Source organism: Psychrobacter sp. Arc9 (assembly GCF_041431295.1).
In the GTDB taxonomy this organism is placed as follows: Bacteria; Pseudomonadota; Gammaproteobacteria; order Pseudomonadales; family Moraxellaceae; genus Psychrobacter.
In genome coordinates this window covers 1-19615 of record NZ_JASMRK010000016.1, presented here as the reverse complement: position 1 = coordinate 19615, position 19615 = coordinate 1, and the positions used below count along the sequence as shown (strand labels likewise).

The following is a 19615-nucleotide window of genomic DNA, read 5'->3' as shown; positions in this document are numbered from 1 at the left end:
CACCCTTAAAAATATACGTTATATAGGAGCACAGCTGTGCCCACCATCTACTTTAATCTCTACACCAGTAATTCCTTTACCTGCTCTTGATGCAAGTAATAATAGCGCACCATCTAATTCTTCAAAATCAACAAATTTGCGACTTGGAATACGTTTTAACAATTGTTGCCCCAAATCACTCATTAGGTATTCTTTATTAATATCAGTCACCATATATCCAGGAGCCACCGCGTTTACATTGATACCAAACCGAGCCAGCTCAACGGCCATCACTTCTGTTAGATGGCGTAAACCCGCTTTAGACGCACAGTATGGACTAACACCTAAGTTGACTGACTCAGACAAGACAGACGTAATATTAATAATAGCCCCTTTATTATGTGAAGCAATCATGTGCTGCGCGATTTCTTGCGAGCACTGCCAAGGAGCTTTTAGATTGGTGTTAACAATCTTGTCCCAATCGTTGTCATCATAATTCAAAAAGCTTTTGGTATCACTGACGCCTGCATTATTAATAAGAACATCTACCCTGACACCATTGTCCTCTAAACTACTTATCATTTGGTTAAAAGCTTGACGGTCATTTACATCTAATACAAAGCTATGAACGTTGATACCAAAGTCTTGTTCAAGATTTGCTTTTAGATGCTGCAATTTATCAGCACTTCTGGCACAGATAATAACATTTGCGCCTTTTTGGGCAAATAAAGTAGTGATATGTTTGCCCAAGCCGCCAGACGCACCTGTAATAAGAACATTCTTGTTATTAACATCAAATAAGCTCATTGTCATCGTCTCCTTAATCTTTCTTGCCTAGTAGTTTTCTTGCGACACTCATTCTATGAACTTCATTTGCGCCATCATAGATTCTAAAGCCACGAGCATCTTTAAAAATTTTGCAGACGATAGATTCATCTGTCATGGCCTGTCCGCCCAAGATCTGAACACTTCGGTCAATCACTCGCCAGATACCTTCAGAGCTAATAACTTTTACCAGACTTGATTCATAGTTACCTCGTTGTCCTGCATCTAGTACTTGAGCACAATAATGAATGGCCAATCTAGTACTTAATAAATCTATTTCATTATCCGCCAACATAAACCCCACGCCTTGATGGTCGCCCAGTCTTTTACCAAAGGACTGACGCTCTCTGGCATATTGTGTAGCAATGTCATGAGCTCGTTGAGCTTGCCCAAGCCAACGCATACAATGGGTTAGACGAGCAGGTGCTAATCGAACCTGAGCATATTTAAAGCCTTGTCCTACTTCACCTAGTACATTCTCTTTTGGGATTCGTAGGTTGTCGAACATTAACACACCATGACCACCTGCAAAACAAGAATCCATAGTATTCATATTTCTTTCTAATATAAATCCTGGCACATCGGTATCTGTCAAAAACATGGAAGCACTACCATCTTCCATCTTTGCCATAATGATGGCAAATGCCGCACCATCAGCGCCTGTAATGAGCCATTTTCGGCCATTGATGACGTACTCGTCACCTTCTAACACAGCAGTGGTTTGCAACATGGAAGGGTCTGAACCTGCACCTGGACTAGGCTCCGTCATAGCAAAACAAGAACGCGTCTCACCACTCACCATTTTTCGTAGCCAACGTTCTTTTTGTTCTGCATTAGCGACTAAATCTAACAAATGAATATTACCTTCATCTGGGGCATGAATATTCATAGCGATAGGGCCTAATGCAGAATAGCCTGCTTGTTCAAATGCAATGGCTTTTTGCATGTGTGACCAACCCAGTCCCCCCATCTCAACACTGGCATGCGGTGTGAGCAGTTTTGCCGCTTTAGCACGGCTAACAATATCGTCACGCAGCTCAGTACTTGGACCGTGGCTGTCCTGACGAAGGTCCTGCTCAAAAGGAATGATTTCTTTGGCGATGAAATCTTTTACCTGTTGTTGTAACGCTAATAAATCGTCTGATAATGTAATCATATGTTTATTCCTTAAACCCATTGTTATTGACATACATGTTATAAACATCGTCCATGGCACTATTGAATAACCCATTTTTAAGCGAATTATAAATAGTAAAATTTTGGAGCTTTATACGTTTGTGCAAAATTTGATTGTTTTTAACCTTTATATCTAAAATGTTTAAACACCCATAATCTTGCTCTTGGGTATAAATGTCTGCTAAGTGATGGTTATACATCCAGTTAATTATCACTCGGTTGACTGCATCGTGAGAAGATATCAAGATGTTTTGACGGCTTGGTTTAGACAATATCGTCTGCTCGAACCAATCAATCACTCGATGGCTAAACTCTTTCCAGCTTTCGCCTTGAATAAAATTTTCAAGCTGATTGGTCTGCAGTAGATACGCCTCTTTCAACGCTGTTTCAGATTGATCGTTAGGTAAGTCTTTGAGCCTTCCTGACTTAATCTCTCTAATAGCATCTACTGCCAATACCTTTTTTGAAGGTTGATATTGGGTTAATATTTCCGCCGTTTGTATAGAGCGGGGCATAGTAGATGAGTAAACGCTTTCAAAAGATATGTCTTTTAAACACTCAGCGAGTAAGCTAATTTGCTCAATACCTTGTGGCGATAACTGAGCATATTTTGGGTTTATGGGCTTATTATTTTCATCAAAATAAGCCACATGACCATGCCGTACTAGAAAAATACGTAGCCAAGAATCAGTCATGATTTGCTACCTTAGGATCAGTTATCTTTAATACCTCATTGTTTAATGATTCTAAAACCGTAGAAAGGTTAGAGATTTTCTTACCTTCTCGAATGTTCTGGCTCAACAATGCTAAGGCTTGTTCATTATCTTCAATTGGCATATCGGATACTGGTTCTAATATCTTATGAATATTTGAGGCATGATTTTCTTGTTCTAAGAGATAGCTTTTCAATAATTCAAAGCTTTTCATAACCATCAATAAGCTGTATTTATTGTCAGAGGTAGGCAAGAGCTCATTTTTAATAACAGTTTGACTGGTTTCTATTAAGTCAATGAACGTTTGCTGTTTCATACTTTATCTCCCAAGATATCTAGAATGTTTTTCTCAAGCTTAGGTACCATAAACTCGGTTAAAGCCAGTTCTAAAGAAGGTATTTCCATATCATCATTGCGATTTGACTGCTGCATAGCAATGATCGCCCAACGCACATGAGATAGTATGTGCCAAAACTTTAATTCGATCTTTGGCACATCAGCACCACAAACATCAGTATATGCTTGAGAGAAATCTTCATAAGAGCCAATGCCACCAGCAATATTCTTATTTTGACCAAAACGCCAGCACTTAGCCGTGAACCAACCAATGTCTTCACGGCGATCTCCCCATTGGGTAAACTCCCAATCAAGAATGCCTGAAATATGATTGTTTTCAATCATGATGTTGCCCGTACGAAAATCTCCATGTACCAGCACCAACTCATCAATACTAGGTAAATTATCAGCCATCCAACTAATGGCATACTCTAAAATAGGGTTAGTTGCTTGCAGCAAATCTAACTGCGCTCGAAAAGAGTGAATTTTGTCTGCAAGATATTGATCTTTATTAGGTTTAGGTAAAAATTCCGTTAATTCATCACCAAGAGGTACTTGATGAATAGAAGCCAATGACCTACCGATATCTTGCGTGATGTTTTTTCGGATATTGGCATCGGCCAGCCGAACCAGTTTATGGCCTTCAGCCACTCCGTTGATTTTCTGCATAATGAAAAAATCACTATTCAAAAAATTTGGGTTTTTTTTAAAATAGATTGGTTTAGGAACCTTAATTCCTAATTGGTATAAACGTGAGAGTAGTCGATATTCTTGCTCGCGGTCAGAGCTGACCGAAACAGCAGCTTCTGAGTTTTTTCGTAGGACTAATGCAAAATCGTTATCTTGAATCAACCAATTTTCTTGGATAGCACCACCGCTCATTTTTACCACTTTCAAGTGTGCCGTTACTTTCAAATTAAGCTGATCTACGAGGAGTTCTTTTAATTGATTAACTCTATAAATATCCATGACTATCCCTGTGTTAAATCGACTATCTTTTAATTAGCAAATTATATGCCAGTATTTTTTTATATATAAATCAAACACTTAATTATTTAGTACCTTTTCATAAATGAAATATATTTTCATTTATGAATTTCGATAGTTTTATTTCAGGTTGGTAATACGCTTGTCTAGCTCATATAAATCGATTTTCAAAGTATGAAGCCGAATACTTCCAACAGTTATTTAGTACTAGAAAAAAATGGTGCCATTATTTCAATAAGCAGACCCTATTATTCGAATCATATAGCTGATCATTAAACAAAAACTGAGCAGTACTATAAGAGAGCACTATGTATTAGGCTAAAAGCTTGGATGCTGCTAATATGCATATAACTCGACCTACATTTGGTCTTAAATTGAACCGTCATATAAGCATGCGTTAAAGCCAACAACCATTGGAGTTGTACGGATATCAATCAATGATCTTGGTAATAGGTAGATAGTATTAATGAATTGGGAACAGTGGATAGCAGAAAATAGAAAACAAATTGAGCACGTTGTGGGGTATGAAGAAAACTTTGTTAGAAGTATTTTAGCTAAAATTCCCGAAATAAGCCCCGAGGATGTCACTGCACAATTTCATTTTACTGATTCAAATGGAGGTAACAGATATATTGACTTTATGATTGTGAATGAGGTAAAGGGCTATCGATTACCTATTGAGTTAGATGGCTACTGGAAAGTAACTAATTATCACGATTTCAACGATATGTTGGAAAGGCAAAATGATCTAGTACAGATATACGGTGTTCTGCTGAGATATACCAATAATAAAATGAATCAACAGCCTGATAAAATAGTTAGAGAAATTAGAAAAACATTAGAGTTACAAGGTAAGAACCAATTGAGCCAAGAAATGCTAGAAAAGCAAGAACAACAGCGTGTTGCTGAATATCAACAAGAGCTCAACCAGCTAAAAGATGAGCTGATACAGCAGCAAGAAACACATATGCAGTCTTCATCTACGATTACTAAAAGTGAAATTGCAAGCATTCAAGCAACGATTGCTGCTCTACAATCTAAGATAGAACAAAATAACACTCCAGCGAAAGTAGAAGTAGCAAGAGACAATATTGCTGTCAAGCACTCTAAAGAGCTTGTAAAAACTAAAGTTACAGCCAATCAAATGTTAGTAGCAGGTTCTGCTGGGTTAGTTATTGTCGCTCTAGGAGCTAATGCATTCTTTAGCAAAAACAAACAAACTAGTTTTGAGACGACTGAGAGTAGTTCACTGTTGCTGTTGACCACTACAAAGCAGAAGCGGTTAAGAGATTCAGACAACATAGCTTCAATTGATATGAAGCACTAAAATTTCAGTGCTCAATATTAGTCAATATGGAATATAGAAATGCTAGAACCATTACAGACCCAAGATGCATCGACTTGGCTAATTCATGCAGTTTATTATAATAATCTATGGCATCAATGCGATGATTATTTACGTACAAACCCACTTCCTGAACTCAGTAAAGTTGAAAATAATTATTATAAAAGCAGACGTACTTTACTGTTGAACCAAAAACAGAATTGCCAGCTTACAGCATTAAGACTGACTTATAGCGAGAGTCAACTAAATGAATATCTAGAGCATGATTTGATACTAATGCTTGACCCTGATGAAAAAGGCATAAATGGAGATGGTGTTTTTTATTCACTTTATGCTCGTCAGCATCCAGATAGAAAATGTCATATTCCCTACAGTGTTTTGCTAGAAAATCTAACCAAAAAAGAGCAACTTTTTTTTAACCTTTAACCTTTAACCTTTTGTTTAATTTGAGAGTCATATGGATTTAGGTAATATATTACAGAGTATACTTGGGCTGGTTTTTAATAAATTTGAAATTACGGCAATGGCATTAGAACATAACCCTTATATATTCTTTGCTATTTTAATAGCATTTTTATTTTTTATTGCAACTGGTGCTTTAGCGCTGAAAAAGACTAACAATGGCGCAAGTAGTATCCTAAAGTTTGCGCCTAGTATCTTAACCAGTTTAGGGCTATTAGGTACATTTTTTGCTCTTACCGAATCTTTAGTAGGGTTACAGCTAAATGATTTAGGTAATATCAATAATGAAAATTTGTCTGACTTCATTAAAAGCTTAGGTTCAGTTTTTAGTTTTTCTATATTAGGTATAAGCTCTGCAATATTTTTTATGATTGTTAACTTCTCCATATTGGCTCGTAGAAACAATCAAATTTTAAATCAAAAAGTTAATTCTAAAGTTGAAATGCAAAGTCGCCAAACTAAGTTAGATACACTTAATATGTCAACTTTAAATGAACTGAAAAGCCATAGTCAGTATCTGAACAATTTGGCTAATATTTCATCCAAAACCAATATCCAAAGTGATTATTTACAAGAAATAAGTGGTCTGACTAAGCAGCAAGGTGATGTGCAAAAAACCCAAGCAGAAGCGCAGCAGCAACTATTTATGACTCTTAGTAATACTTTGACTCGTATGTCTAGTGCGATTACAAATATCGAAACTGGCTACGATATGGACAAGCTGGGCGATGTTATTTCTGAAAAAATTGGAGAAGTACTCACAGAACCCTTAGCTAAAATGACTCAGGCATTAGAAAAAAATAATAGTGATGTCATTCATAAGTTATTGGCTGATTTAAAAGAAGATATATTAATACCTATCAAAAATGAAATTGCCGCTACCAATGAGACGACCAGTAAAGTTATTGAGGCAGTTGATAAAAGTCAAGTCACTAACACTCAGTTGATTGTAAAACTGGGGGATGTGACTCAGCAGATGGGTAATTTTGTCACAAATACAAATTTACTAGTCAGCGCAATGGCGTCTACAGTAGATCAGATGGAAACGTTACAGCAAAATCAAGATAAAACATTAAAAGAATTCAATACTGATCTACAAGACAATCTTGCTGGTATTCAGCCTGCCATTGAAAAGGGTATGAAAGCTGCTGAAGACGGCATGACAAGCTCAATTACATTAGCAACCACTGCTATGAAAGGTGCAATACAAAGCAGTGTCGAAGAAATATCATCGACAGTCGCTAAAATGGGTGAGTTGCAGGTTACTCAGGACAAAACGCTAACAGACTTTAATGTGGGTTTAAAAGAGAACCTTGCAAGTATTCAGCCTGCTATCGAAGACGGTATGGAGACTGCTAAAAATGGAATGGTAAGTTCGATTACCTTGGCAACAACCGCCATGAATACGGCGATGAGTGGTGTTATTACTCAAATATCTGAAGACGTTGTTGAAAATTTAGGTGGTGTATTAGTCAAATTCGATAGCAATATGAATGGTCATTTAACTCGTATGAACGATGAGCTTTCAGATACAGGGTCACGAGCAGCTGTCTTGATTGATTCTAGTGCCAGTGCATTAAGAGATACTTTAGGTGATATTGATAAGACATTAGATGACTCCTCAAAAAAACTAAAAGACGAATTAGAAGCCTTCAGAACAGAGTATCAATTTAGCCTAGATACCTTCTTCACACAACAGAATGAAGCCCTTGAGCAAACCCTTGGCGTCCAGAATAAGAGATTACAGGAAACGACAGATCAACTCGGTAAGCAGTTTGAAGGTATGGATGAGGCACAACGAAAACTTAATGAAGAATCATTAAAAACTATAGATAGATCACGCGAAGTGTATGGGCCACTCCTGAATCAAATGGCAACCATCGCAACCACTTTGAATAAAGGTCAAAGTACGTTAGTCAAAGACCTACGAGCTATGCAAGATCACACTGATGACATTAATGACGCACTTAAAGAATTAGGGCAGACGATGCCAAAAGAATTTACCAAAGCCTTTGAGACGCTAAATGATGCTTATATTAATAAATTTAACACTAGTAATGCAGTTTTAGAAAAAATGATGAAAGAGATGATTACTGCCTCCGCGGTATTGTTGACTGCCAGTAATAGCATAAATCAAGATGACGAATAAAGGAGCACACACATGCTAATGTATGACGATGAACCTTTAGAGAGTTATGAAGAGGATGCCACCACTTGGATTGCTTTGGCTGATATGATGACAGGATTGATGGCAATATTTTTGGCATTGAGTATTGCTATCTTGTCTATGCAGCAAGATAAAAAAGATGCCATTATTTTGGCAGTGTCGGACAATTTAAAAAAAGCACTAGAAGAGAAGGGTATCCCTGCCAATATTGATAAAAAAACAGGAAGGCTTATTGTTTCAGAAAAAACCAATTTTGGTTATGGAGAGGCTACGCTTAAGGACGAGGGTAAACAAAGCCTCGATATTATTATGCCAGTCTATGCCAAAGCTATATTTGGATTGACTCTGGAGCAACAAAGTAGGATTGATCGTATTGTCATTGAAGGTCACACCGATAGAGTTGGTAGCTATACCTCAAATATGACCTTAAGTAGTCAGCGTGCAAACGCTATCTTGGCACACGTCGACAGCATGCCAGAATTTGCTTATAAACAACAATTTTTACAGAAGCTGACGGCCGTTGGACGTGGCGAAAATGATGCCAGCACCCCAGATGAAGTCGCCAATCCAGATGATAGAAACGTGGTCATACGGTTTGAGTTCAAAGAAGGCGATGACCAAGAGACTTCTTTAAAAGCTCCAGAAGATACAGTTGAGAAACTGAATCAAATGACCTCAGCACCACAAATATGAGTAACTATTCGCTATGAAAAAAAGTATGTCTGTTAATTTTATTGCCGACTTTTCTCACATTAATGCTGACACCATGAAATCATTAATTCATCAGAGCTTGTTTGATAACATGCCCTGGCAAACATTGGATCTGAGTGTTTTGCAAGAAGTGGATATCGATGCTGATCTTAAAAAACGTGCCGAGCAAAAATTTGATACTTTAAAAATAAACCAGACCAGTGCCTTTAGTGTTATTGATGTACTGGCATTAGTGATCATCGAAAATGAAGAATGGAAAAATAAAGCCATTGCTAAAACTGTCACTAATAATTGGTGGCTATCTGCTCTAGAGATGGAGGATCAACAGGCACTATATGCCAGCTTAGTATTGGTACTGCAATATCAGCGAAACCCTGAGTTGTATGAGAAATTTGCTAATATATATGCCTTAAAAGCACTAATAGGAATGTTATTAGCAGATGATAGTTATAAGTGGCAAGACAATATGCTTAAGCTTTCAGTGAAAGCCTTATTGTCTCAGCAACCTAGCCATTTTGCTACAGTAGCATTAGAAAACCATATTACAGTTCATCAACTGTTATCCAAGCATAAACTGCCAGTGAGTACGGATTTTGAAAGTAAAGCAAATGAAGAGTGGCTTGCTCTATATCTAAAACTGACAGAAAAACAACTATCTTCCTATAGCCGCGCCATTAACCCTTATCTCAAGCGTCGGTCCGATATACATTCTGCCGTCAGTCGTGCTGAATCGATTTTTAGTAATCGTTACTTCAAAACAGATTTATCGACACTCGAAAAGCAAACGCACAAATTTACGGATATTCATATATGGCTAAAAGAGTGGAATAAAAATCCTGCATTCAAGCAATTATTAGGTAAAGAATATCAACAGATTCTGCGTTGCTGGCTGGGGGCAGGAAACTATTACCAATTAGAAAAAGCGGTGAGGTACATCGCGCAAGTCAACGATGAAGATATTGAAAGTAATCGTAGTATCTCTATCAACCGCTATATATTTTGGACAAACTACCAGCAGCATATTATCGATTATTGGTTATTGATTCCTAGTAATCAACAAGCTAAGTACCAACCTATATTTGCCACTGCTAACATTAAATTGGTGAGTAAGGAGTCCACCTTAAATTACTCTAGTTCAATGATTGCAGAAAATGTAGCTTCGGTACCAACAGTCTTACTTAAGTTTGATGATTATTACTTTATTCAGCCTTTAGTTAACACAGGAGGGAAAGCTGACTTAGTGATGACGAGCAGTGTGGCGCTCCTAGATAGCGCATTACAACCTAATGAAATAGAAAGCCATGTTTTTAATAACATTGAACTCAATCTTATCCATGATCATATGTTTTTGTGGCAACGAGATATGGCAATGTGCCTGAAAGAGAGTTTTAAAATCATTATGGGTAATCCTAATAGGTTTGTGTACACGCCTACTTTTGGTGATAGCTTTATCAATCCAAGTAAGAATATAGACCATAAAGGACGATTAGAAAATATAGAGCGTTGGTATAAATACTCTCGTCACAAAGATGAGTTGGATAAATATGCTATTAGCTACCAAAAGCGTCATGTACGGCATGGATGATTGAACCACTCTAGGATTGTAGTGGTCAACTAATCTAGGACACCTGATAAGAGATTTTTATCAAAGTAGCGTTTCTCTTTTTCAGCTGGTGTTAGATAATTATTGAAAGTATGCGGTCTCACGGTTTGATAATAGCCCCCAATATAGTCAGTAATGGCGGTTGATGCCTCATCGATATTCTCATAACCACCTTTTGGTATCCATTCTGTTTTAAGGCTTCTAAAGAATCGTTCTGTTGGGGCATTATCCCAACAGTTTCCGCGACGGCTCATACTTTGCGTTATGCCATTACAACTGGCCACGGATTCAGCGAATGTCTTACTGGTGTGGGTACCTTGATCAGAGTGAAACAACACGCCACTTGGCTTTAAGCGAGTCTGATACGCCATCTGCAACGCCTTAGCGGTCAGTGCGCTATCAGGGGAATCTGATACAGAAAAGCCAACAATACGACGGGCATACAAGTCTAAAGTAACGGCTAGGTAGCACCAGCCGCCTTTGATGCGAATATAGGTCACATCACCTGTCCAAACTTGATTGGGTGCTGTTGGGCTAAAGTTATGGTTCAATAGGTTTCCATGGATTTTATGCGTGTTATCAGCGTGCTTATATTTATGCATTTTTATTTGACGACTTTGAAGTCCCATCTGCGCCATGAGTTTACCTGCTATATAACGAGTCAGCTTGATGCCATGTTCATTCATCATGATGGCGGCAATGCTACGAGCACCTGCTGAGTGCTTTGAATCGTTGAATATTTGACGTATTAAGGCTCTAGTTTTGACGGCTTCAAGGCTAATTGGCTTGGGCTTTAGTCCATAGTAGTAACTACTCTTCATCACGCCAAACAGCTTGCACAGAAGGCTTTTATTGACCTGCTTGTCTTGCTCTGCAAGTTGACTGATTAACGATAGCCGTTCAGGCTGTCCAAGGCCAGCAGAGCAGAAGCCTTTTTTAGTATGTCTCGCTCCATAGTCAGCCGTTTAACCTGTTTACGCAGTTCTTGGAGCTCTCGCTGCTCATCTGTTAAGGCGTTGCCGACTTTAGGTGCTTCGCCATTTATTTCTTGACGGTACTGAGTGTAGTGGTCAACTAATTTAGGACAGCTAATAAGAGGTTTTGATTAAAGTAACGTCTCTCTTTTTCTGCTGGTGGCAAATAATCATTAAAACTATGTGGTCTCACGGTTTGATAGTAGTTCCAGATATAATCAATAATGGCACTTTTAGCCTCAGCGATGTCCTCATAACCACCTTTTGGTACTTCGCTATCGCTATGCCTTGCGTCACTAAAACAGTCTCCCAGACTGTTGAGCTATGCTGAAAAAACCGTACACCTAAACTTGGTAAACTAAGCGTATTAATCGGAGTTTATCATGACCAAGAAAATAAGAAGCTACAGTGACGAATTTAAAGCCGAGGCCGTCAAGAAGATAGCAGACAATAATGGCAATATCTCAGCGACCGCAAAGCACCTTGGCATTGCCATGCAAACGCTCTCAAATTGGCATAACAAAGCCAATCAAGGCAAGCTTATCGGCACAGAACAATATGATCCTGATCTTATGAGTGCTCTTCAAGAAATAAAGCAGCTCAAGCAGCAGCTTAAAGTGGCTGAAGAGGAACGCGAGATCCTAAATGAGGAGGGATAAAGCGAAGCACTGCTTCGCCCCGACGCAAGATAAGAGCTATGCTCGAATGAGGCGACGGCGTACTTTGCCAAGCACAGTTAGTCAGGTACGCCTTTATCAAAGATAACCAGCACTTCTTTAGCATCAGCACTATGTGCCGTGTGTTAAGGGTTAAGCCCTCAAGCTATTACGACTGGATCAGTCGTGACATCAGTGACCAGCAGATACATCGCAACCAGTCTGAATTACTGGTTAAAGCGGCTCACAGTGAAACGAAAGAACGTTATGGCGTAGATCGACTGCATGCTCATCTAAGCGAGCAAGGCCACAACATTAGCCTATATATGGTAAGAAGCATCAAAGAGGAACACGGGATTAAATGTCGTCGTCATAAGCGCTTTAAAGTGGCCACCGACTCTAATCACAACAAGCTGATTTACCCAAATGTGCTGGATCAGCAGTTTGATGCCAGTCGCCCTAATGAGTCTTGGGTAAGCGATATTACTTATATCTGGACAAGCGAGGGTTGGCTATACTTAGCAGGCGTTAAAGATTTATACACCAAAGAGCTGGTCGGTTACGCTATCAACAAACGCATGACAGCAGATTTAGTATGCCGTGCACTTAACATGACTATCAAAAATAAACGACCCAGCCAAGGATTGATTATGCACTCTGACAGAGGCAGCCAGTATTGCAATAATGCCTATCACAAAATCATCAAACAGCATCAGCTTACTGGTTTAATGAGTGGTAAAGGCAATTGTGTCGACAATGCTCCGATAGAAAGCTTCTGGGGTACATTAAAGAATGAGCTTGTATACCATCAGGACTATAAAACAAGGTTTACAGCGATCAGCGATAACACACAATATATCGAGCTCTACTAAAATCAGACGAGAATTCAAAAGGGTTTAGGCTATAGATCGCCAAGGCAGATGTGGTTTGACTTTTATCATCAGGCTGCGTAATTAAAATCTCCCAAGTTTAACTGTACGGATTTGACGTCAGGGGCCAGTTTCTTAAAGTTCCTCATTGGCAAAGTACGCCGTCGCCTTTTTTAATATCTCTCGTTCCTCTTCGGCTACTTTAAGCTGTCGTTTGAGCTGCTTTATTTCCTGAAGAGCCGTCATAAGATCAGGATCATATTGTTCTGTGCCGATAAGCTTGCCTTGATTGGCTTTATTATGCCAATTAGATAAGGTCTGCATGGCGATGCCAAGGTGCTTTGCGGTCGCTGAGATATTGCCATTATTGTCTGCTATCTTCTTGACGGCCTCGGCTTTAAATTCGTCACTGTAGCTTCTTATTTTCTTGGTCATGATAAACTCCGATTAATACGCTTAGTTTACCAAGTTTAGGTGTACGGTTTTTTCAGCATAGCTCAATTAGTCGGCTTACTAAGTTAGCGTTTCTTTATATTGGTGATAATAATTTTGGAGATTTTTCTGATAGCATTTCTCAGTTCATTAATCTGGATCAGATTGATGTTTGGTAAAACAAGCTTAAGCACATACCTGAAAGCATTGGTCAACTTAATAAGCTAACAGGGCTGAATGTATGCAATAACGATATTAGTGAGCTTGGTAGGGTAATACTAATAGCAACCAACGTAGTGGTTAACTAATTTAGCAAACCCCAACAGCTCCGTCTAAACCGCTCCCTAATTTCTAAGGGTGAGAAGCGTTAAAAAATTACACTGTAATTTTAGCTTCGCAAGTAAAAATCCTTTAAATAGGATTTTTTGAAGGCTTGCTACAAAAGTCTGACCAGAAAATTATAGATTTGCGAGTAATGCCAAAGTCGTATAAAGCTTTATAAGCATAGAAAGGAAACAACGATAACGTTGTGTCTTTTTTTGTGCCTTTAGATTCTTCGAGACTATTTAAAATTACTATATCGGATAACATATGTATTGATAATTAAAATAAAGTTGACTACTATTGTTTATTTAATTTAATGATATCTATAGGCTGTATTTCATAGATATATTTTTGGATCACAGAGAGCGTTTATACCCTACAAACGAGATTGAAATGAAAAAAAACAATAGAAAAGTGGCAATGTTATTGGGTCTATATGCAGCGTTAGCCGCAGGTAGTGCAACCGCTGGCTTACAAGCTTTTGAATTGGAGAATACGGAGCAACCTCAGTGTGGCTACAAAGATGACAGAGGGAAAGTCATCGTACCAGCAAAATATTATAGTTGTAGTGGTTTCTCTGAAGGTATGGCTCGTGTCGCAATCATGAAAATGGGAATGGTCAAAGGCTATGACGGCGGTGAGGACTACGAAGACTATCTGTACTGGCAAGGCTATATTAACGAAGCGGGCAAATTAGTCATACCTGTTGAGCATCAAGCACCGATGACTGGTGGCTATTACATTGATTTCCGAGATTTCCAAGAAGGGATGGTAGCCGCATACAAAGACGGTAAATACGGCTATATGAATAAGGTAGGGAAAATGACCATACCTTATTTATATCAGAGTGCCGGTGATTTTAATGATGGGCTAGCAGTGGTGAGTAAAAATGATAAATTTGGAGCAATTGATAAAACAGGTAAAACAGTCGTACCGTTTAAATTTAACTGGCTAGATGACTATTCAGAAGGATTGGCCAGATATAACACATCTACATTGGGTGATGAAGATAGCAAAACAGGTTTTGTAGACACCTCTGGCAAAACAGTGATAGCAGCCAAATGGGATGAGGCAATGGAGTTTTCAGAAGGACTGTCTGCTGTCAAGATTGGAGACTATAGAAGTGGTAAGTGGGGCATCATCGATAAAACAGGAAAGGTCGTTGTCTCACCAAAATATGACATGGCTTATATGGAGCCAATGGGGGATGCCGTAGATGTCGATGGTGGTCGCTATAAAAATGGGAAACTTGATGTCTATAACCTAAACACTAAAAGCGCTAATGCTTATGATAATGGCTACGAGAGTATCACGCGCTATACATTAGACCGCCAAGGAAAAGTGCTTTCCCAAAAAACCTACACAGATTGGAATGAGATAGATCAAGAACGCTATCCGCAAAACGATCAGTAATTTCTCACATCTATTCTTAAAAATGGATACTTACTGACATATGAAAGTGAGCCGCATAGAAAATACTTAATTTATTTAAATTTATAGGAAAAATTTCATGTTTAAAAGGACAAGCCTGCTACTAGCAGCATCGATGATTATCTTAGGTCTATCCTCTACGGCTAACGCAGCACCTAAAACAAAATATGGTGTCACAGTAGTTGAATGTGATTTTGATTATGAGGACGAGAAATTTTGCACAGACAGTCGTTTGAAAAGCTATGCAACTGTTATGAAAGAGCGTAAGCCTAACTTCAATGGTAATCAGATTATCTATATCTTTGAAACCAATGACACAGGGTACGTCAACAAAAAGCCCTATCGTTTGGTTGTGATTGACCCTGCTAAGAAGACAGTAGTACCTTTTCGTTATTCGTTATCAGCTGCAGTTGACTCAAATGGTAAGCCAATGATCGTTAATAAGAAAGGCGATACGATTGATTTTGATTTTAGTATCAAATCGAATCGCTTTTGTTTTTCTGGCGATATAGACGCTTATAGAATGTCTGACAGCTATGTAGATCAACCTTTTTGCTTTAAATATGACAAAGCCCAAAAAAATATGGTAAGAGAGTATTAAGGTTTATTGACCTAAGATAGTGCATAAGAGGTGATGGGCGAACGTTCATCACCTTTTTATTTATATAAAGCAACTCTGTGTTACTCATGTACTATCTAAATGATCTTATATTTCAACCTAGAAAATAAATTTAAAGGTTGTCCGCTATACTAGCCTCTATGACAAACATATAGGCTTACCATCATGACTGCTCCTGCTCCTGCTCCTGCTCCTGCTCCTCTTGACCATTGTCCTTTAAAAGAAACTCCTTCTATTGCACAGGCCTGTGCAATTACCTTTCTGGGGAATGCTAGTAATAACCTGCAGCAAGACGCTTTTTTCTTTCTAGATAATTGGTATCAAGAAGATCTAGGTGTGATGGCAGTGACACCAGTTGCATTACCATTTAGTTTAGCAGTGTCTGATGGCGTGGCAAGCTCTAATCACTCGCAGCACTGCTCAAAAGCAGTGGTAAAAGCAGTCAGACGGTTATGGGTTAATCAGAAGAGTATTACTTCAGAGGTTATTCATCAGCTGATTAATCAAACCAAGCATTCATCTAAGCGTCATGGCGCGGCGGCAACCCTCGCGATGGTTACCTGTGAGTTAAAGGGCGATGGAACCATAAAGGCGACGATAATGCATGTAGGTGATAGCCGTGTGTACTGGCTGCCTAAAGGGACGTCACAGTGGCAGTGCCTGACTCGAGATCATAATCTATTGAATGAGCTTATTGACCAAAGGGCACAAGAGCAAGGTAGCCAAGCGAAGTTCGCTGACTATAACCGAGAAGGTATGGCAGGGAGTTTATATAGTATTACTGAATGCTTTGCATTAACGGCTGATGACAGTTATACAAGCAGTGAAGCACCAAAAGGTAGTTCTTGCAACATTAAGGTTAATAGCGGCGATTGTATCTTGGTCTGTACGGATGGTATTCATGACTTGGTGCCGAGTCGTCATTGGCAACTTGTCAATGATGAAACCGATTTACAAGCTTGGCTCATCTCTCTTAAGAACCAAGTTTATGATTCCGATGGCAATGCTTATGATAATGGTACCGCGATTTTGGTTCGTTTTGATTGAACCTGTATTTTAATAACGAGTTAATTACTTCATCAGTCTAATAGAGAAGATACTATGCCAGCACATCAAATTGCCAGCTATACAAAGTCAGCACGTCTATTTGCTTTATATCAAAGCCTGCCTCGAAGTGAAGCAGATGCTATGTCACTGACAGAGCTTATGCAAAACTATGGTGATAATACTGATAATTATACAAATGAGCGTAAAAACTTAGAGAACGATTTGATTGGCCTAAATCAAATCTTTAACGATATCTTCTATAGTGACGCCTTAGTCCGAGTGCCAGCATGGGGCAATAATATCAGTGGCAAGACAGCACGGTTTTATATTGACCCCAGCTTTAGCATCGATGTTATTAACGAGCAAACCGTGTTCTTTTGGGAGATGCTGGATAAATATACCGCAAACTACTTACCAGTATCTTTTAAACAAGAAATCGCAGACAAGCTCACTCAATTACGTCGACAGGATAAAGATAAGTTTCATCAAAGTCCGCTAGGGCAATGGCCAGATCATCTCATCACCTTACCTAGTATCGTGCAAGCACCAACGCTTGATAGTGATGTGCTTGAAAGTATTCATCAGGCTCTGCTACAGAATCGTCAATTACGAATAAGCTATCAAAATAAATGGGACGAAAAACCAGTTCAAAGAGTGATATATCCCAAAGGACTGATCTTTATTGACAATATGATCTATCTCACAGGTTTTAATTCTGCTGATGATCATATCGATGATGATGTGTTACTAAAGGAGCATCGTAATTTTGCAGTCAATCGTATTACCGAGGCAATAGTCATAGATAAGCCAATACCTGACTGGGTAGGGCGTGACGTTTTTACATTAAATAGCTTACAGAAGCTAGGCAAGCTAGAGTTTGGTAAAAATGTCGAAATCAACTTGGTTTTAAAAGTACAGAAATTTGCCTGTCAGCATTTATACGAGCGCCCATTATCGACAGATCAGAAAATTACCATTATCGATGACACCTGGAATCAAGTCAGCGCTACAGTTGCTAATACGACTCGTCTACAAGATTGGCTAGTGAGTATGTCTCAGCTAGCCGTGGTCGTAGAGCCGGTGGATTTGAAAGCCGTTATTCTGGATCGATTGCATAGTGCATTGGTACTTTATGAAAAATAAATAGACAGGAGTAGCACTATGAATAAAACCCTGTTCGACGATTTTATCCAAGCCCAAAACACTATCTATTCACAAGTGATTGAAGAGCTGACCCAAGGTCGTAAGCGTACGCATTGGATGTGGTTTATCTTTCCACAGGTGAAAGGGTTAGGGCACAGTAAAATGTCTCGACGCTTTGCAATAGAGAGTTTGGAGCAAGCAAAAACATATTTGCAGCATGAGGTGCTTGGAGCACGGTTAATAGAGTGTGCTGAATTACTACTGCTCCATCCTGATAAAAGCGCTTTAAATATCTTTGGTTCACCAGATAACTTGAAGCTACAATCTTCGCTAACATTATTTGCCTTTGCCGCTGGTAACAAGTGTATTTTTGAGCAGCTTTTATACCAGTTCTACGAAGGCAGTTACGATATAAACACTATCAAGATGCTGAAGCAAATCAATGACCAGCAATATAAGTAAATAAAACCGAGTGAAATTTTAAGAGGATAGATGAGTATGAGTACCGTGCAAAGTTTGATAAATGGTGTGAGTCAAAAGATTAATGCGTTAGAGACAGCTCAAGCACTCTATAGTCGTCAACTGTCGCCAGATTTTAGTACTTTTGAGTATATTAGTACCGATGAGTTAGGGCTTAGTCGCATTTTGGCAGCTCTGCTTGATCCTAAAGGGAGTCATGCTCAGCAGGAAAGCTTTTTAAGGTTATTTGTTGAGCATTGTTTGCCTGTTATATATCAAGACTATAACTGGCAGATTTTCTTTAACAACCTTGAGAAAACAGAGGTTTTTCTTGAAGAAGTGACGGGAAAAAGTAACACTCAGCGGCGTATGGATATTTACTTAAGATGTCAGGTGGGTGATGAAAGCTACGGTATTTGTATCGAAAATAAACCTTATGCAGCAGATCAGTCTAATCAACTGATTGATTATTATCATGAGCTCAAGGAAAGAGGTCATAGTAGTCGTCATATTGTTTATCTCAATGAGTATAACGGTACACCTGATGAGAAGAGTGTCGATGCTAGAGTTTTAGAAAAATGGAAAAAAGACAAGGAATACAGTCATCTTCGTTTTAGCGATCTGATTGGTTGGCTTAAAGCATGTCAAGTAGAGTGTCAGAATCATAGTGTCAGTGAGTTTATTGCACAGCTAACTAAGTTTATTCAAAAGCAGTTTATGGGGATAGAAGATATGAATGAAGACAACGCAATTTTAGATATTATTAAACAGAATGCAGCTACTATTGATGCCAGTATCAAGGTGTCTAACACTGTAGATCGAATGAAGAAAGAACTGATAGCCAAGTTAAAAGTAGATTTGTTAGCAAAATATAAAAAAACTGATTACGAATTAGATCTTAGTTATATCGGCGAGGGTAGAAGATACGAACAGATTAGATTCATAATTCCTGGCTATGATATGGGTTGGGTTTGCTTCGAGTTTGATAATGCAGGGTTTGATCGTCCAATTTTAGGTATTAAGTTTACTTCTGTAGAAGCCGTGAAAGCTTGTCTACATACAGAAGGTATGAAAACTGTACTGAATACGATGCTAACTGATAAAAAAGTGAGCTCCTCTGCTCAGTGGCCTGCTTACTACTACTTTGATCCGCAGGACTGGAAAGGTTCGAGTGAGGCATGGTTAATGATAAATGAAGGCACGATGGCAGATAAAATCTTGGAAGAAATAGATAAGGTTTTTCGACTGCTAAGTGAAAAAGGTTGTTTTAGTGACTGAGCGAGACCATCCCAGATTCTGTGTAACTGCCATTTAGATTAAATGCCTGCTAATACGATCATCAAACATAATCATAAAG

At 38.7% G+C, this 19615-nt stretch carries 17 protein-coding genes and 2 pseudogenes; 12 read left to right on the top strand and 7 right to left on the bottom strand.

All coding sequences use genetic code 11. The features are described from left to right. Nucleotides 1–18: 18 nt before the first annotated feature. The 5 genes from QO187_RS09495 to QO187_RS09475 are packed head-to-tail and all read right to left on the bottom strand — an operon-like array spanning nucleotide 19 to nucleotide 3998. Nucleotides 19–786, bottom strand: a complete 768-nt coding sequence (locus QO187_RS09495; protein WP_102094024.1) for an SDR family NAD(P)-dependent oxidoreductase — start codon at nucleotides 784–786, stop codon at nucleotides 19–21. Between the two features lie 13 nt (nucleotides 787–799). Continuing rightward, nucleotides 800–1960: an acyl-CoA dehydrogenase family protein gene (locus tag QO187_RS09490; protein ID WP_102094025.1), complete on the bottom strand. Its 1161-nt coding sequence runs from the start codon at nucleotides 1958–1960 to the stop codon at nucleotides 800–802. 4 nt (nucleotides 1961–1964) lie between these two features. After that, the gene (locus QO187_RS09485) at nucleotides 1965–2675 is read right to left on the bottom strand and encodes a histidine phosphatase family protein (RefSeq protein ID WP_102094027.1); all 711 of its coding nucleotides are present in this window, start codon (nucleotides 2673–2675) and stop codon (nucleotides 1965–1967) included. After that, nucleotides 2668–3009, bottom strand: coding sequence for a hypothetical protein (locus QO187_RS09480; protein ID WP_102094028.1), 342 nt, complete (start codon nucleotides 3007–3009; stop codon nucleotides 2668–2670). Before QO187_RS09480 ends, QO187_RS09485 begins: the two co-directional genes overlap by 8 nt. Then, nucleotides 3006–3998: a phosphotransferase family protein gene (locus QO187_RS09475; protein WP_102094030.1), complete on the bottom strand. Its 993-nt coding sequence runs from the start codon at nucleotides 3996–3998 to the stop codon at nucleotides 3006–3008. Before QO187_RS09475 ends, QO187_RS09480 begins: the two co-directional genes overlap by 4 nt. A gap of 484 nt (nucleotides 3999–4482) precedes the next feature. Here QO187_RS09475 and QO187_RS09470 point away from each other — a divergent pair, with 484 nt between their 5' ends. From QO187_RS09470 to QO187_RS09450, 5 genes are read left to right on the top strand one after another with little or no spacing between them, the layout of a single operon-like run. After that, on the top strand, nucleotides 4483–5343 hold the full coding sequence (locus tag QO187_RS09470) for a hypothetical protein (RefSeq protein ID WP_102094031.1): 861 nt from the start codon (nucleotides 4483–4485) through the stop codon (nucleotides 5341–5343). Between the two features lie 39 nt (nucleotides 5344–5382). Further along, nucleotides 5383–5787, top strand: a complete 405-nt coding sequence (locus QO187_RS09465; RefSeq protein ID WP_102094033.1) for a hypothetical protein — start codon at nucleotides 5383–5385, stop codon at nucleotides 5785–5787. A gap of 31 nt (nucleotides 5788–5818) precedes the next feature. Continuing rightward, the gene (locus tag QO187_RS09460; protein ID WP_102094035.1) at nucleotides 5819–7972 is read left to right on the top strand and encodes a hypothetical protein; all 2154 of its coding nucleotides are present in this window, start codon (nucleotides 5819–5821) and stop codon (nucleotides 7970–7972) included. A gap of 12 nt (nucleotides 7973–7984) precedes the next feature. Further along, nucleotides 7985–8683, top strand: coding sequence for an OmpA family protein (locus QO187_RS09455; protein WP_095570343.1), 699 nt, complete (start codon nucleotides 7985–7987; stop codon nucleotides 8681–8683). A 25-nt stretch (nucleotides 8684–8708) separates the two neighbouring features. Further along, the gene (locus tag QO187_RS09450; protein WP_102094037.1) at nucleotides 8709–10286 is read left to right on the top strand and encodes a hypothetical protein; all 1578 of its coding nucleotides are present in this window, start codon (nucleotides 8709–8711) and stop codon (nucleotides 10284–10286) included. A 29-nt stretch (nucleotides 10287–10315) separates the two neighbouring features. On the opposite strand, the gene QO187_RS09445 is transcribed toward QO187_RS09450, so the two are convergent. Then, complete coding sequence (locus QO187_RS09445) at nucleotides 10316–11191, bottom strand: IS3 family transposase (protein ID WP_228153209.1); 876 nt, start codon at nucleotides 11189–11191, stop codon at nucleotides 10316–10318. 470 nt (nucleotides 11192–11661) lie between these two features. Here QO187_RS09445 and QO187_RS09440 point away from each other — a divergent pair. Next, nucleotides 11662–12887 (top strand): annotated as a pseudogene (locus tag QO187_RS09440) (IS3 family transposase). A gap of 64 nt (nucleotides 12888–12951) precedes the next feature. Here the strand turns inward: QO187_RS09440 and QO187_RS09435 are convergent. Then, nucleotides 12952–13238 (bottom strand): annotated as a pseudogene (locus QO187_RS09435) (transposase); the annotation flags it as partial. A gap of 714 nt (nucleotides 13239–13952) precedes the next feature. On the opposite strand from QO187_RS09435, the gene QO187_RS09430 reads away from it, so the two are divergent. The 6 genes from QO187_RS09430 (at nucleotide 13953) to QO187_RS09405 (ending at nucleotide 19536) form a co-directional block, all read left to right on the top strand. Next, the gene (locus QO187_RS09430) at nucleotides 13953–14972 is read left to right on the top strand and encodes a WG repeat-containing protein (RefSeq protein ID WP_228153119.1); all 1020 of its coding nucleotides are present in this window, start codon (nucleotides 13953–13955) and stop codon (nucleotides 14970–14972) included. Between the two features lie 97 nt (nucleotides 14973–15069). After that, nucleotides 15070–15591, top strand: a complete 522-nt coding sequence (locus QO187_RS09425) for a hypothetical protein (RefSeq protein WP_102092568.1) — start codon at nucleotides 15070–15072, stop codon at nucleotides 15589–15591. 183 nt (nucleotides 15592–15774) lie between these two features. Continuing rightward, the gene (locus QO187_RS09420; protein ID WP_102092567.1) at nucleotides 15775–16656 is read left to right on the top strand and encodes a PP2C family serine/threonine-protein phosphatase; all 882 of its coding nucleotides are present in this window, start codon (nucleotides 15775–15777) and stop codon (nucleotides 16654–16656) included. Nucleotides 16657–16710: 54 nt separating this feature from the next. After that, nucleotides 16711–17799 carry a YafY family protein gene (locus tag QO187_RS09415; protein WP_102092566.1) on the top strand — a complete coding sequence of 363 codons (1089 nt, stop codon included), beginning with the start codon at nucleotides 16711–16713 and terminating at the stop codon, nucleotides 17797–17799. 18 nt (nucleotides 17800–17817) lie between these two features. Beyond that, on the top strand, nucleotides 17818–18261 hold the full coding sequence (locus tag QO187_RS09410) for a DUF1810 domain-containing protein (RefSeq protein WP_102092565.1): 444 nt from the start codon (nucleotides 17818–17820) through the stop codon (nucleotides 18259–18261). 36 nt (nucleotides 18262–18297) lie between these two features. Continuing rightward, nucleotides 18298–19536 carry a PD-(D/E)XK nuclease family protein gene (locus QO187_RS09405; protein WP_185156568.1) on the top strand — a complete coding sequence of 413 codons (1239 nt, stop codon included), beginning with the start codon at nucleotides 18298–18300 and terminating at the stop codon, nucleotides 19534–19536. Nucleotides 19537–19615: the final 79 nt, after the last annotated feature.